A 14,758-nucleotide genomic window follows, 5' to 3' on the forward strand; every position below is an offset into this window, starting at 1 on the left:
ATGGCGGGTTTCGTCTTCCGGCGCCTGGGTTTTGCGGTCGTCACGCTGTTTGCCGTCCTGACGCTGGTGTTCTTCGTCGTCCGGATTTTGCCGGGCGACCCCGCCATGGTCATCCTCGGCGACCAGGCGAGCGCGGCAACGATCGCCGCGCTGCGCACGAGGCTCGGGCTCGACCTGCCGGTGACCACGCAATATGCGCGCTTCATCCTCGGCGCGCTCGGCGGCGACTGGGGCACGTCCATGGTCACGCGGCGTCCGGTGATGCAGGAGGTGCTGAACGTCCTGCCCCACACGCTCGAACTGACTGCGGTCGCGCTGGTCCTGGGCATCGCGATCGGTGTGCCGGCGGGCGTCTGGGCCGCCGTCAACCGCAACCGCATCCCCGACTATGTCACGCGCATCGTGTCGCTCGTCGGACTGTCGGCGCCGGCCTTCGTCTCCGGCATCGTGCTTCTCCTGGTCTTCGCGATCGCGCTGAGCTGGTTTCCGGTGATCAGCGGCGGCCAGGCGACGACATTCACCGGGCGCCTGCGCGAGCTTGCGCTGCCGGCCACCAACCTCGCGCTGATCATGGCGGCCTACGTGACCCGCGTGACGCGCTCGGCCATGCTCGAGGTGCTGAGCCAGGACTATGTCCGCACCGCCCGCGCCAAGGGCGTTCCGGCGCGCGTCGTCGTCTGGCGCCATGCTTTACGCAACTGCCTCATTCCCGTCGTGACGGTGATCGGGCTCTATCTCGGCATCCTCATCGGCAATTCGGTGCTGACCGAGATCGTCTTCAACCGGCCTGGCCTCGGCAAGCTCATCGTCGGCGCGCTCGCGCAGCGCGACTATACGATGCTGCAGGGCATGATGGTGATCTACACGCTGATCGTCGTGCTGGTGAACCTCGCCACCGACCTCGTCTACGGCCTCGTCGATCCGCGGGTACAGTTCAAATGAGCGAAGACACAGGCGCTGCCATCCCGCAACGGCCCTCCGAGCTCACCTCATTGTTGCGGCTGTCGGGCCAGGCGCTGCGCCGCGCCTTCGCCAGCAATCTCACGACATGGATCGGGACGGCGTTCTTCGGGACCATCGTGCTGCTTGCGCTGCTCGCGCCGCTGATCGTCCCGTTCGATCCGATCGAACAGGACATCGTCTCGCGCCTGCAACCGCCCGATATGGAGCACTGGCTCGGCACCGATTATTACGGCCGCGACACGCTGTCCCGGCTCCTCGTCGGCGCGCGCTATTCGCTGGTCATCGGATTGACCTCGATCGTGCTGGCCGTCGTCATCGGCACGCTGATCGGTCTCTTTGCCGGCTATTTCGGCGGGCGGCTCGACATCGTCGTGATGCAGGCGATGGATGTGGTCCTCGCCTTTCCGGCGCTGATCCTTGGCCTGATCCTCGTCGCCATGCTCGGCGCGACAGTGACAAACATCGTCATCGCCATCGCCTTCACGGCGATTCCACCTTTCGCGCGGATCGCACGGGCGCCGGTCATTGCGCTGCGCGAGCGCGAATTCGTCCAGGCCGAGCGGGCGCTCGGCTTCTCCGACATGCGCATCATGTTCCGGCATGTCCTGCCCAACATCCTGCCCGACATCCTGGTGATGGCGTCGCTCTGGATGGCCACCGCAGTGCGCACCGAGGCCTCGCTCGCCTTCATCGGGCTCGGCATCGCGCCGCCGACGCCGACCTGGGGCGGCATGGTGCGCGAAGGGTTCGAGAACATCCTCGACAGCTATTCGCTCGCGCTGTTCCCGAGCCTTGCCGTCCTCGTGCTCGTTCTGTCGCTCAACCTGATCGGCGATGGGCTGCGTGACGCCATCGATCCCAAGCTGAAGGTCGAAGCGTGAACGATCAGCCCTCTCCGGTCCTGCGCGTCGACGGGCTGAAAATCGGGTTCGGCCGGTTCGACGCCGTCAAGGGCATCTCCTTTGATGTGAATGCCGGCGAGACCGTCGCCCTCGTCGGCGAATCCGGCTCGGGCAAAAGCGTGACTGCCCTGTCGATCATGCGGCTCCTGCCGGAGACGACGACGATCTCGGGGCGGATTTCGCTCTCAGGCACCGACATGCTGGCGTTGCGCGGCGACGCCCTGCGCGGGGCACGCGGGCGGCTCGCCGGCATGATCTTCCAGGAGCCGATGACGAGCCTCAACCCGGTTCTCAAGACCGGTTTCCAGGTCGCTGAAGCGCTGCGCTACCATGGTAACGTGTCGCAAAAGGCGGCCGAAACGGAAGCTCTTCGCCTGTTCGACCGCGTCCGCATCCCCGATGCGAAGAGGCGCTTCGCGGAATATCCCCACACCCTCAGCGGCGGCATGCGCCAGCGCGTGATGATCGCGATGGCGCTGGCCTGCCGGCCGAAACTGCTGATCGCCGACGAGCCGACCACGGCGCTCGATGTGACGATCCAGGCGCAGATCCTGCAGCTCCTCACCGAGCTGCAACGCGAGAGCGGCACCGCGATCCTGTTCATCACCCACGACATGGGCGTCGTCGCCGAAATCGCCGATCGCGTCGCGGTCATGCGGCATGGCGAACTGGTCGAGGACGGCACGACGCGCAGCCTCTTCGAGGCCCCCCGCCACGACTACACCAAGGCGTTGCTGGCGGCAGTGCCTCGGCTCGGCGATATGCGCGGCAGCACATCGCCGCGCCGCTTCGCGCAGGCGCATGCCGCCGAACCCGTACCGGTCTCGGAGCCCACCGGGAGTCAACCGCTGCTGGCAGTCGAGAATCTCGTCACGCGCTTCCCGATCAAGGCGGGATTTTTCGGCCGCAAGACGGGCGCCGTCCATGCCGTCGAGGATGTGTCGTTTGCGGTGGCCGCGGGCGAGACGCTGGCGCTTGTCGGCGAATCCGGTTGCGGCAAGTCGACGACCGGCAAGAGCCTGCTGCGGCTGGTCGAGCCGCAATCGGGCCGCGTCACGCTCGAAGGCGTCGACCTGCTCGCCAGCGATCCTGCCGTGCTGAGGCTGGCGCGGCGTCGCATGCAGATGATTTTCCAGGACCCCTACGGTTCGCTCGATCCACGCCAGACCATCGGCTCGGCGATCGCCGAGCCGATCCGGGTCCATGGCATCGCTGCGGGCTCGGAAGTCGATGATCGCGTCGCGACGCTGCTCAAGCGTGTGGGGCTCGATGCATCCCGCATGGCGCGCTTCCCGCATGAATTCTCCGGCGGCCAGCGCCAGCGCATCGCGATCGCGCGCGCTCTGGCGCTCGACCCCAGGCTCGTCATCGCCGATGAGGCCGTGTCGGCGCTCGATGTTTCGATCAAGGCTCAGGTCGTCGATCTGATGATCGACCTGCAGGAGGCGTTCGGCCTGTCCTATCTGTTCATCAGCCACGACATGGCCGTGGTCGAGCGGGTCAGCCATCGGATCGCCGTGATGTATCTCGGGCGGATCGTCGAGATCGGTCCGCGCGCGGCGGTGATCGAGAACCCGCAGCATCCCTATACCCGCCGCCTGCTCGCTGCGGTGCCGGTGGCCGATCCCCGAGCGCGCGGACGTTTCGAGGGCGTCGGTGCGGCCGACGAGCTGAAAAGCCCGATCCGGCCGCCGGGCTACGAACCGCCACCGCAACATTTCCGCATGGTGACGGAGGGGCATCTGGTGGCGCAGGAGGCGTGATCGGGTGCCCTCTCCTCAGCCCTCATCCTGAGAGCCTGGCCAAGAATGTCGTAAGCAATTTCAGTCGGTTGGCATTTCGCATCGAAAGGCGCCGTCATCCCGGGCGACCGCAGGGAGACCCGGGATCCATTCCGGAGCGCTTACCGGTGGGGTTCCGGAATGGATCCCGGATCTCCGCTTCGCTGCGTCCGGGATGACGGCGCGTTTTTCGCTGATGTTCAAGTCTTTGAAAACAGGGATAGCATTATCGGCCAGGCTCTGAGGAGCGTCAAAGGCGCGGCTCCTCAGGATGAGGGCTGAGGAGAGGGTAGAGGAAGTTGTTGCCCCTTAAAATCAGGGCGTCTCCCAGCGTCCGCTGGTCTCCGAGCGCAGCAATGCGTCGATGATGCGCATGTTCTTCACCGCATCCGCGACGGGGTAGTCGAAGGGCTTGTCCTGCCGGATCGCCTCCGAGAAGGCATCGACCTGCAGCGTGTATTGATCGCAAGGGTCAAAGCGCTCGCTCACGGCGCCGCCGGCATAGAGATCGCGTGCGTCGTCGATGACGATCTCGGTGGGCTTGGCCGGGTCGGCATTGAACGGCACCTTGACCTGAACCCTGCCCTTCGTGCCGAGAATCTCGACCTCCTGCCGCGCCGTGAGCTGGGTCGCGCAGGAAAAGACGAGCTGTCGCCCGTCGGGAAATTCGATCAGCCCGCTGGTCAGGCGATCGACCTTCATGACCGGATCGCGCTGAACCGAAGCCATGACGCGCAGCGGCTCGGCACCGAACAGGAAGCGCGCTGTGGCAATCGCATAGCAGCCGATATCGTAGAGGCCGCCGCCGCCGATCTCGGCCTGATTGCGGATATTAGCGGGATCGGCATTGCTATAGGCGAAGATGGTCCGGATCAGGCGCGCCTCGCCGATCTTGCCCTCGGCGACAAGTGATCTGGCGCGCAGCCACTGCGGATGATGGCGGACCATGAAGGCCTCGGCGACCCGTTTGCCCGTGCGCTTCTCGGCATCGACGAGTTGCTGCGCTTCATCGGCCGTGAGCGCGACCGGCTTCTCGCAGAGCACGTGCTTGCCCGCCTCCATGGCCTTGATGCTCCAGGGCACATGCAGATGGTTGGGCAACGGGTTGTAGATGGCCTCGACAGCCGGATCGGCCAGCAGGGACTCGTAGCTGTCATAAGCGGTGGGGATGCCGAGCTTTGCAGCCGCCTCGCGGCCCCGCACGCCGTCGCGCGAGCCCAGGGCGACGACAGTCGTTGCCCGCCCCTTCTGCATCGCAGGAATGACCTTCTCCAGGCCGATCCTGGCCGTGCTGAGGATGCCCCAACGTACCGATTCCATCGCTCGTCCTCCCAATCTGTTTCTCAGCCGTGCAATTCGACGACCGTGTTTGGCGACATCCCGGCAAAGCGTGCGAGCCTGAACGGCTCGATCGGCAATGGCGAAGCCTGCCCAAGGGCAAGTGCGCTCAGGATCTGGCCGGTGACAGGGCCCAGGCAAAAGCCGTGACCGGAGAAGCCCATGGCCACGACGAGACCACGCGGTGAATCGAAGGCCTCGATCACCGGAATCGCATCCGGCGTCTGGTCGATCAGGCCGCACCAGGTCTCCGCGATCCTGAGATCGGCGAAGGCAGGCAGCAGCCCAACGAAACGCGTGAGCAGATCGCGGATGCTGGCCGCCGCAGGACGAACGGATGGCAGCGGGTCCTCGGTCATGGCGCCGTCCCAGACTTCATGACCCCCGCCGAAGCGGATCTGGCCATGCGCCTCCTGTCGCGCAGTCGTGTCGCCATTGGCAACGCCAACAACCGGAACGAATTGCGGCGGGATGGCGACCGAGCGGATCATCGTGGCGCTCATCGTCTCGAACGGCACATGCAGACCCAGCGGGTCGAGCAATTCGTTGCCGAAGACGCCCGCGGCGACCACAACGCTTCCTGCCGGGATGCGGCCCTTGTCGGTGACAACCCCTGCGATGGCGCCATCGACGACTTCGAGCGACAGCACGCGTTCGCCAAAACGCGTCGCGACACCCAGACGCTCGGCGGCGACGATATAGGCTGCCACGGTCGCCGTCGGGTCGGCATGCCCGTCAGTGGCGCAAAAGGACCCGCAGACCACGTCGCGAGAAACGAGAGGAGCGATGCGCTGGATCTCTGCGCTTTCGATCAGGGAGATATCGAAGCCGTCGGCACGTTGAGCCGCGACCAGGCGGCGGATCGTCGCCGCTTCGGCCTCGTTGCGCGCGCAGCGCAGATTGCCGCCGCGGCGGTAATGCGTGGGAGCGCCCAGGCGCTGGTCGAGATCAGTCCAGCGGGCGACGGCAGCCTTTGCCAGCGGCCACTCGGCAATGTGGCGGCCGGATTGACGCACGCCTGCCAGCGTCCAGCCCGATGCCATCGCGGCAGGTGCGTATCTGTCGATCAGGACGACATCGGCTCCTGCGACGGCCAGCTCATAGGCCGTGGCCGCGCCACTGATCCCGGCGCCGATGACGACGACATCCGCCATGCGATACACTCCCGCTGCATTGCGCGGTCCTGTGGCCGCCTCGACAGATTGAAGTATCCAGGTCTCAAGCGTCAATCGGATTCCGAATAACGCTATTGAATCGATGTTAAAGTCCGTTTATCGGAATGTGTCGTTGATTGGAGATAGGTTTCATGGTGAGCGAAAGCTCGACGAATGTTGAACGGGCGGCCGAAATCATGGTCCATCTCGGACGTGCCGGCGTTCCTGGTCTCTCCCTTCAGCAATTGTCGGAAACGCTCGGCGATGCCAAATCCGCGACGCGACGCGCCCTGGTGGCGCTTTCGGTGCGCGGCTTCGTCGAGGCCACCGGCAAGCGCGGGCAGTACCGACTCGGCCCGGCGATCTACGGTCTTGCTAATCGATCGAGCTCGACCAGCGAACTCGCTCGCCGGTTCCGGCCGGCGGTGATGGAGGTGGCGGCCAAAACGGGGCAATCGAGTTTCCTGCTGGCGCGAGCGGGGTTCGACGCGATCTGCATCGACATGCATGAAGGCGCCGCTTTCGTGCAGACGCTCACCGGGGGTATCGGCGGTCGCGTGCCGCTCGGAATCGGCCCGGGGAGCATCGCCATCATGCTCGGGCTCGACGCCGCGACGCGCGAGGCGGTGATCCGGAACAATGGTCCGCGCTACGGCCAGTATAATGGGGCGGACGCTGCCCATGTCCGCGACAAGCTCGCGCGAGCGGCCATCCAGGGCTGCAGCTACGATATCGGCGAGACCTATTCGGATGCCGGCGGTGTCGCCGTGCCGATTCCCGTCAGCCCCAGCGATGCGACCGCCGCCATCTCGATCGCGATCCCGGCCATCAATCTGGATCCCGACCGTGCGCATGCGATTGCCGAACTGATCCGAAACCAGATCGCCAAATGCATCTGACGCAGGAGTGAGTTCGACCTCCCCGTCGGCCATGGCTGGCATCGAGGGTGGTTCTCAGGCCGTACGCGGCGCGAGATGCCGCAGGAACTCGACCAGGCGCTCCGATTGCGGGCGCGCGATCAGGTCCTCTGGCCGGCCCTGCTCGACGATGCGCCCGCCTGCCATGAAGACGAGCCTGTCGGCAACCTGACGGGCGAAGCCGATTTCGTGGCTGACCACGATCATGGTCATGCCGTTGCGGGCGAGGTCGAGCATGATGTCGAGAACGTCCTTGATCGTCTCGGGGTCGAGCGCCGAGGTCGGCTCGTCGAACAGAAGTGCCTTTGGGTTCATCGCCAATGCGCGAATGATCGCGACGCGCTGCTGCTGCCCGCCCGACAACTCCACCGGATAGGCGTGGGCCTTGTCCGCGAGGCCGAAGCGCGCGAGCAAGGCGAGCGCCCGGTCCTGCGCCTCAGCTTTGGTGGCGCGACCACGCAGCACCGGTGCCAACGCGATGTTGCGCAGGATGGAGAGATGCGGGAACAGCGAATAATCCTGAAAGACCATGCCGAGATCGGGGCGAAGCTTCGTCCAGGCGCGCTGGTTGGACAGCGGAATCTGCCGGCCCTCAAAAGTGACGGTGCCGGAAGAGGCCATCTCCAGCCCGTTCATGCAGCGGATGAAGGTGCTCTTGCCGGAGCCGGACGGGCCGATGATGCTGACGACCTGGCCCTTCTCGATCTCGAAATCGACATGGTCGAGAGCCGATACGGCGCCATAGTTCTTGCACAGGCCGCTGATCGCCAGGAGCGGCGCCGATGCCTGCGGCGCAGTCATGAGACGGTCTCGGGCAGCAGGGATTTCGCGGTGCCGGTCTTTCTGGAACCGCCCCGCGCCGCGAGCACGCTTTCAAGCCAGCGCGATGCGAATGACAGCGTCGAACAGAGCAGGAAGTAGATCACCAGCACGAAGGCGTAGACCTGGAATGCCGGGTCGATGCCCTGCATGACGGTAGTGCGCTCGACGACGAGACGGCTGATCTGCAGGAATTCCGGCACGCCGACGAGGGCGCCCAATGTGGTCGACTGCACCAGCAGGGTCAGCAGGCCGGCAAAGGCCGGGATGATCGCCCGCATCGCCTGCGGGAGGAGGATCTGGATGAAGATTTCCGGCTCGGTCATGCCAAGCGCGCGCGCGCTCTGGGCCTGATGCCTGGGCACGCCCAGCAGACCGCCGCGCACGATTTCGGCGCCATTGGCACCACCCCAGAGCGAGAGCCCGATCACGGCTGCCGCATAGGGAGTGAGTTGCAGGCCGAAGAGAGGCGCGCCGAAGAAGATGAAGAAGATATTCACGATCAGCGGCACGGCCCGCAGCAATTCGACATAGCCGCGCACGACAAGGCGCAGCAGGCGCGAGCGGGTGACGGCGAGCGTGCCGAGAATGAAGCCGATGATCGTCGAGGCGATCAGTGTGACGACGCCGATCTGCAGCGTCGCAAGCAGGCCCCGCAGGAAGAGCGGCATGTTGTCGAGGATGAGGCTCATATGCGGAATGGCCTCTGCAAGACGTATTCGAGCCAGTTCGCAGCCGCAGACAGCAGGAAGACAAGGGCGACATAGACGACGAGCAGGACGGAAAACATTTCGAGCATGCGGAAGTCCATCGCCATCTTGTCGACGGCGACGAAGGTCAGTTCCATCAGGCCGATGGCCTGCAGCATGGCGCTGTTCTTGAGTAGGGAGACGCATGTGTTGAGCATGCTGGGCAAGGCAACGCGCAAGCCCAGCGGCAGCCCGACCAGCGCGAGGAATTGCCATTTTCCAAGGCCAAGCGCGGTTCCCGCCTCGTGCAGATCCTTGCCGACGGTGGCAAGTCCGCCGCGAAGGCTCTCGATGTGGAAGGCTGCTGCCCATAGCGCGAGCGAGACGACGCCGGCCCAGAACAATGGCAATGTCAGCCCCAGCGCCGGCAGGCCGAAGACGATGAAGAACATCTGCACGAGCAGCGGCGTGTTGCGCATGAACTCGACATAAAACCACAGCAGCGGCGACAGAAACGGGATGCGCAGATAGCGGATCGTGGCGCCGAAGACCCCGAGTGCGAACGCGATCAGCATCGCTATGGCACTGACCTCGATCGTCACCAGAAGCCCGCGCCAGAGCGCGGGCAACTGCTTGGCGAGATAGGCGGGATCGAAATCCACGGCGCGCTCCCGGTTTCGTCGGTTGCCGGCGGCTCAACCTTCGGGCGGGAACGGCGCGGGCGGAAACAGGGTCTTGTAGAAATCCCACTTGTCCTGCGAGACCCAGGTTTCGATCCAGGGGCCATAACGCTTCTCAGTGGCCATGCGAGCCATGGTCGCGTTGAGATAGGCCAGCCATTCCGGCTCGTTCTTGCGAACGCCGACACCACCGACGGACACGGCGAAGGGCTCGCCGACAAGGCGCACGCTCGGGTCCTTCTCGGCGATGACCTTGAGCGTGGCGACATCGGCCGCCATCACATCGGCCCGCTTCTGCTTGAGGGCCTGCAGCGCGTCGGAGATCGAGTTCAGCCGCAACGTCTTGACGTCGGGCTCCTTGGCGTCGAACCAGGCGGCTTGCGTCGTGCCCTTGAGCATCGCCACCATCTCTGCCTTCTTCACGTCGGCGAGTTTGGTGACGGGCGAATCCTTCAGCACGAGCAGATCGCTGCCGCCCCAGTTGTAAGGCGTCGCATAGTCGATGACCCGGGCGCGCTCCGCCGTCTTGCCCAAGGTCGCGATCAGCATATCGACCTTGCCACCGGTCAATTGGGGAATGCGGTTTTCCGCCGTCACGCAGATCATGGCGGCCTTATCGGGCGAGCCGAAAGCCCAGGCGGCGATCTGCTTGGCCATTTCGACCTCGATGCCGGCGAACTGGCCTTTCTGGTCCTGGAAACCGTATGGCGGCTGGTCGCAGCGGACGCCGACACGCAGTTCGCCCTGGGCCTTGATCGCGGCGGGCAGAGGCGGCAGGTCCTGCGCTTTGGCGGGTGCTCCAGCGAGAAGCCCGGCGGTTGCGAGGCAGATGGACAAGGCACGTCTCAACATGTCGGCTTCTCCTGCTAGGGTGAGTGGATCAGGCTATGCGGCGTAGATCGCGTCCTTGGTGGCAGCGGCTGGCCGGTCGGCAGATGCGCGTGGGCGGTAGCCGGTCATGGTCTGCCTGCCCGGCGCGAGGGCGCGGCAAACGACGATGGATCGGCCAAAAGCTGGAGCCTAGCTGCAAGCGCCTCTGCCGCCCCATCCAGCCGCGAAGCCCGCTCTGCCCTGGCGGCAACGTCGCGCGCGAGCACAAGGCGGGCCTCAGTGACCATTCGCGCGACTTCGGACGGAGCCGTTCCGCCAACGGTCCGGCGCGCCATCACCGCCTGGCGCGGGTCGAGGCAGGCACGAACGAAACTGTCGTCGATACCGAGCTTGTGCCCCAGGATCGGCTCGGCGATCCGCTCGACGAAAGCGGCATCGATCTCATTTGCGCCGAGACCTTGCGCGAGCGCTGCCCGCACCATGGCTCCGACCACATGGTGGGCCTGGCGAAACGGCAGGCCGGCATCGCGGACGAGCCCGTCTGCAAGGTCCGTCGCCGTCGAGAAGTTCGCGCTGCAACGCTTCTCCAGCAATTCGACACGGGGAGCCGCGCTCTCGACGATGCGCGCGAACAGAGCGAGGTCGCCGGGCACCCGCGCAAGTGCAAGCCAGAGATCGTCGAGCCCCTCGCGGATGGCATCGAGCGAGATCGAGAAATTCGTGCCGCGCGCCGCCGCAAGTGTCGAAGTCAGGGCGCCGATGGTGCGGGCGGCTTCCGCGCGCAGATATTCGAGCGCGATCGGATTCTTCTTCTGCGGCATGATGCTGGACGTGCCGGCGATGCGGTCGGGAAGCATGATCGCGCCGAACTCGTCGGTGAAGCCGACATAGAGATCCTGTACGGCGCGGCTCCATGTGATCGAGAGCGTGGTCGCGGCAAAGAGCAGTTCCATGGCGAAGTCGCGCGAGGCGACGGCATCGAGGCATGAGGTCGCGACCCGCGAGAACCCCAGCAGGCCGGCGGTCAGTTCGCGGTCGATCGCGAAGGAGGTCCCGCCGAGCGCCGCCGCCCCCAGGCTGCAGGCGTCGATCCGCGCATAGGCATCGTTGAAGCGGGCGGCGTCACGCTCGAGCGCAGTGGCCAGCGACACCATCTGATAGCCGAAGGTGATCGGCTGAGCCGGCTGCAGATGCGTGTAGCCGGGGACTATCGTCTCGAGATGAGCCTCCGCCTTGTCGAGCAGGGCTGCACGGGCCTCGTCGAGGGCAGCTGTGATGGCGAGCCAGTGACGCCGGGCCTGCATCCGGTGAAGCGTCGCGCCGATGTCGTTGCGGCTGCGCGCGATATGGATGCGCCCAGCGAGGTCGGCTCCCGCGATCTCGGCCAGCCGGGCCTCGAAGGCCAGATAGGGGTCTTCTAGATCGGGATCGGTCGGCAGCGCCGTTCGCCCTTCCGCCGCGATCTTTTGCAAGGCGGCTGCGATTTCCTGCGCCATCTCGGGCGCGAGAATGCCGGTCTCCGCGAGCATCACCAGATGCGCCTGGTTCAACGCGCACATGTCGCGGAAGTCCGCATCGCCTGCCCCGGCGATGGACGGGGCATAGATCAGGCTCCGGATCTCCTCGATCGGACCTTCGCTGAGCCGGCCACCGGACATGACGTCGTCCCCAATTCGTAGCGGTTGTCGAAACGCGTATGATCGTTAGGATCACTCGCGTAATCGATTTACGCAATCGATTACATGCTGAAGAATCGGCGTCGTCAAGAGCAGCCGGCAAAATTCGGGGAGGCGCGCATGGGCGCTGCTCACCCTCACGGAGAGACCTCACATGCGCCGCCCAACAATGGACGATGTCGCACGCAGCGCCGGCGTCTCGAAGGCAACCGTGTCCCGCGTTCTTGCCGGCATTGCCAACGGCGCCACGGAGGCGACGGCCCAGCATGTTCGCCAGGTCGCCAGCGACCTCGGCTATGTCGTCAATTCGCTCGCCTCGAGCCTGCGCAGCCGGCAGAGCTTCACCATCGGTCTGGTCATCGCCGATGTCTCGAACCCATTTTTCGGCAACATCGCCAGCGGCGTCGAGGCCCGCCTGTCCGAGACGGGCTACAGCGTCATTCTCGGCAATAGCGGCAATCGGCTTGAGCGGGAAAAGGCGATCGTGCGGCTTCTTGTCGAAAAGCAGATCGATGGCCTCATCGTCGCCCCCTCGACTGAGACGGGCGACCATTTGCGCGAGGCGCAGGAGCGCGGAGCCCGTCTCGTGCTGGTCGATTCGCAGATTTCGGCGGTGGCTGCGGACACGGTCGCGATCGACAATCGCGCCGCCGCCCGCGCCGCCGTCGAACATCTCCTGGCGCTCGGCCATCGCCGCATCGCGATCGTCTCGGGCCCTCTGACGGCAGCGTTCGATATCGAGCGCCTCGATGGCTATCGCGACGCACTGCAGGCCCATGGCATCGCGCCTGCGCCCGATCTGGTCCTCGTCGGCGATCTCGGTCCCGATGGCGGCCGCAAGGCCGCCGATGCGATCGTCGGCATGGCGGAACGGCCGACAGCAGCCTTCGTCACCAACAACATGATGACGCTCGGCCTGCTTGTCGGCTTCTCCGAGCTTCGCCTGCAGATTCCCGAGGATGTTTCGGTGATCGCCTTCGACGATCAGGACTGGTATTCGATCTGCCGCCCGCCCCTGACCGGAATGGTCAATCCGGGCTATGAAATGGGGCGAATGGCGGCGGAACGTCTGCTTCGCGCCATCGATTCAACCCAGCCCCTGCCGCCCGAACGCATCCTGCTGCCATACGCCCTGAAGGAGCGCGAAAGCGTTCGTGACCTGCGTTAGAGCCGCCCTCACCCGCATTTGACAGCGCGACCTTGTCATGTAATCGATTTACGTAATCGATTACATGTTGCAGCCGACATAGCTGCGACGGAAGGGCGACGTGATGACCCGGCGGCTTGACGGCAAGATCGCAATCCTGATCGGCGCAGCCTTGGGGATCGGCAAGGGCATCGCGGCAAAGCTCGTCGCCGAGGGAGCGGAACTCGTCGTCGGAGACCGCAATGTCGAGGCGGGCCTCGCCACGATCAAGGAACTCGGCTTGCAGGAAGATCGGTTCTTCGCGGTCGACGCCTCGCAGGAGATCGACCTCGAGCAGCTTGCGGCGATCGTGCTCGGCCGCTTCGGCAGGATCGACATTCTCGTCCAGAATGCCGGCATCTACCCGTTTTCGCTCATCGGCGACACCTCCGTCGCGCAATGGGATCACGTGCTGGCGGTCAATCTGCGCAGCGCATTCGTCGCGACGCGCGCCTGCCTGGCGCCGATGAAAGCCCAGAATCAGGGCCGGATGATCTTCACCTCCTCCATCACGGGCCCGAGGGTCGTCAGCCACGGCCTGGCCGCCTACGCATCGGCAAAGGCCGGCATCAACGGCTTCATCAAGGCTGCGGCACTGGAATTCGCCGCCCACGGCATCACCGTGAACGGGGTCGAGCCCGGGAACATCCTGACCGAGGGGCTGCAAAGCGACCGCTCGCCGGAATTCATAGAAAGCATGCACCGCTCGATTCCGATGGGCCGGCTGGGCCTGCCCAGCGACATCGCCAATGCGGTCGCCTTCCTGGCCTCCGAAGAAGCCTCATACATCACCGGCACGACCATCATCGTCGATGGCGGCCAGACCTTGCCGGAGAGCAAGGACTTCCTCGACCCCGCAACCTGGCATTGAAACACTCGCGGGCAATCGAGGAATTGCGACCAGCCGAAGGAGCGTAAGATGACGTTCTTGCCTGACGAGACAGTGGCCGAAAAGGCCTTGCCTGACGCGACCTTGCCGGGGCTCTGGCCGCTGGTTCGGATATTGCGGACATGCCGCTTCGTCGATCTGACGCACGGATTCTCGGCGGAGACGCCCCATAGTCCGGATTTCGGACCCGCTCGCATCAAACAGCTCTATGGCTATGAGGACGAGCTGAATGGCCGCCCGGCTGGCTTCCTCGCGCATGAATTCAGCTTCGCCGGACAATATGGCACGCATGTCGACCCGCCCGGCCATTTCCACCGCGGCATGCGGCTTCTCGATGAACTGCCGGTGGCGGAGATGGTGCTGCCGCTGGCGGTGCTGGACATCACGGCGGCGGTTGAGCGCGATCCCGACAGTTGCGTGGGACTGGCCGATCTGGAGCGCTGGGAGAATGTGCATGGCCGCGTTCCAGCCGGCGCTTTCGTGGCGTTGCGCAGCGGCTGGTCGCGACGCTGGCCAAGTCAGGAGCACATGCTGAACCGGGACGCCGCCGGCATACGGCACTCACCCGGCTGGAGCCTGGCTGTGTTGCGCAAATTGTTCGAGGAGCGCGGCATCGCCGCTTGCGGACACGAAACGATCGACACCGATCCGGGCCTGACCCTGAGCCTCACGGGCGAAGGGCCGCTGGAACGCTATGTGCTCGGGCGCGACCGCTGGCAGATCGAATTGATGGCCAATCTCGATGAGGTTCCGGAGGCCGGTGCGATGCTGGTGGCGAGCTGGCCGAAGGCCATCGGAGCCTCGGGATTTCCCGCGCGAATCTTCGCGATCCATGGGCGAAATGAAGCGCCCGACCGACACGATGCAGCATAGCCGCGGCATGTTGCGTGCCCACCAACCCAACGCTGCCAGCCCTGGCGGCTCCTCCTCCGG

Annotated in this window: 14 protein-coding genes; 7 read left to right on the forward strand and 7 right to left on the reverse strand. The window is 65.2% G+C overall.

Annotated features, from left to right (window positions below):
* The 3 genes from C4S73_RS07210 to C4S73_RS07220 are packed head-to-tail and all read left to right on the forward strand — an operon-like array spanning nucleotide 1 to nucleotide 3,628.
* The gene (locus tag C4S73_RS07210) at nucleotides 1-942 is read left to right on the forward strand and encodes an ABC transporter permease (protein ID WP_103871759.1); all 942 of its coding nucleotides are present in this window, start codon (nucleotides 1-3) and stop codon (nucleotides 940-942) included.
* Nucleotides 939-1,844, forward strand: coding sequence for an ABC transporter permease (locus tag C4S73_RS07215; protein ID WP_103871760.1), 906 nt, complete (start codon nucleotides 939-941; stop codon nucleotides 1,842-1,844). The genes C4S73_RS07210 and C4S73_RS07215 overlap by 4 nt, the downstream gene beginning before the upstream one ends.
* Nucleotides 1,841-3,628: an ABC transporter ATP-binding protein gene (locus tag C4S73_RS07220; RefSeq protein WP_103871761.1), complete on the forward strand. Its 1,788-nt coding sequence runs from the start codon at nucleotides 1,841-1,843 to the stop codon at nucleotides 3,626-3,628. Before C4S73_RS07215 ends, C4S73_RS07220 begins: the two co-directional genes overlap by 4 nt.
* A 333-nt stretch (nucleotides 3,629-3,961) precedes the next feature.
* Here C4S73_RS07220 and C4S73_RS07225 read toward each other — a convergent pair whose 3' ends face one another.
* Nucleotides 3,962-4,966: a Gfo/Idh/MocA family protein gene (locus C4S73_RS07225; RefSeq protein ID WP_103871762.1), complete on the reverse strand. Its 1,005-nt coding sequence runs from the start codon at nucleotides 4,964-4,966 to the stop codon at nucleotides 3,962-3,964.
* A 23-nt stretch (nucleotides 4,967-4,989) separates the two neighbouring features.
* A complete protein-coding gene (locus C4S73_RS07230; RefSeq protein ID WP_103871763.1) occupies nucleotides 4,990-6,138 on the reverse strand; it encodes an NAD(P)/FAD-dependent oxidoreductase in 1,149 nt (382 codons plus the stop codon).
* Between the two features lie 152 nt (nucleotides 6,139-6,290).
* Here C4S73_RS07230 and C4S73_RS07235 point away from each other — a divergent pair, with 152 nt between their 5' ends.
* Nucleotides 6,291-7,037, forward strand: a complete 747-nt coding sequence (locus tag C4S73_RS07235) for an IclR family transcriptional regulator (RefSeq protein ID WP_103871764.1) — start codon at nucleotides 6,291-6,293, stop codon at nucleotides 7,035-7,037.
* A gap of 54 nt (nucleotides 7,038-7,091) precedes the next feature.
* On the opposite strand, the gene C4S73_RS07240 is transcribed toward C4S73_RS07235, so the two are convergent.
* The 5 genes from C4S73_RS07240 to argH all read right to left on the reverse strand — a co-directional run bounded on the left by C4S73_RS07240 (nucleotide 7,092) and on the right by argH (nucleotide 11,732).
* Entirely contained in the window at nucleotides 7,092-7,856 is a 765-nt protein-coding gene (locus C4S73_RS07240) for an amino acid ABC transporter ATP-binding protein (RefSeq protein WP_103871765.1), read from the reverse strand.
* Nucleotides 7,853-8,566: an amino acid ABC transporter permease gene (locus C4S73_RS07245; protein ID WP_103871766.1), complete on the reverse strand. Its 714-nt coding sequence runs from the start codon at nucleotides 8,564-8,566 to the stop codon at nucleotides 7,853-7,855. The genes C4S73_RS07240 and C4S73_RS07245 overlap by 4 nt, the downstream gene beginning before the upstream one ends.
* The gene (locus C4S73_RS07250; protein WP_103871767.1) at nucleotides 8,563-9,225 is read right to left on the reverse strand and encodes an amino acid ABC transporter permease; all 663 of its coding nucleotides are present in this window, start codon (nucleotides 9,223-9,225) and stop codon (nucleotides 8,563-8,565) included. Before C4S73_RS07250 ends, C4S73_RS07245 begins: the two co-directional genes overlap by 4 nt.
* A 33-nt stretch (nucleotides 9,226-9,258) precedes the next feature.
* Nucleotides 9,259-10,095 (reverse strand): transporter substrate-binding domain-containing protein, encoded by an 837-nt coding sequence (locus tag C4S73_RS07255; RefSeq protein ID WP_103871768.1) that lies wholly within the window; start codon nucleotides 10,093-10,095, stop codon nucleotides 9,259-9,261.
* Between the two features lie 104 nt (nucleotides 10,096-10,199).
* Nucleotides 10,200-11,732 (reverse strand): argininosuccinate lyase, encoded by a 1,533-nt coding sequence (gene argH, locus C4S73_RS07260; protein WP_103871769.1) that lies wholly within the window; start codon nucleotides 11,730-11,732, stop codon nucleotides 10,200-10,202.
* Between the two features lie 172 nt (nucleotides 11,733-11,904).
* Here argH and C4S73_RS07265 point away from each other — a divergent pair, with 172 nt between their 5' ends.
* The 3 genes from C4S73_RS07265 (at nucleotide 11,905) to C4S73_RS07275 (ending at nucleotide 14,698) form a co-directional block, all read left to right on the forward strand.
* Nucleotides 11,905-12,918 carry a LacI family DNA-binding transcriptional regulator gene (locus tag C4S73_RS07265; protein ID WP_103871770.1) on the forward strand — a complete coding sequence of 338 codons (1,014 nt, stop codon included), beginning with the start codon at nucleotides 11,905-11,907 and terminating at the stop codon, nucleotides 12,916-12,918.
* Nucleotides 12,919-13,021: 103 nt separating this feature from the next.
* Complete coding sequence (locus C4S73_RS07270; RefSeq protein ID WP_103871771.1) at nucleotides 13,022-13,807, forward strand: SDR family NAD(P)-dependent oxidoreductase; 786 nt, start codon at nucleotides 13,022-13,024, stop codon at nucleotides 13,805-13,807.
* Nucleotides 13,808-13,855: 48 nt separating this feature from the next.
* Complete coding sequence (locus tag C4S73_RS07275) at nucleotides 13,856-14,698, forward strand: cyclase family protein (protein ID WP_103871772.1); 843 nt, start codon at nucleotides 13,856-13,858, stop codon at nucleotides 14,696-14,698.
* Nucleotides 14,699-14,758 lie beyond the last annotated feature (60 nt).

Source organism: Allobosea lathyri (assembly GCF_900108245.1).
Taxonomy (GTDB): domain Bacteria; phylum Pseudomonadota; class Alphaproteobacteria; order Rhizobiales; family Beijerinckiaceae; genus Allobosea; species Allobosea lathyri.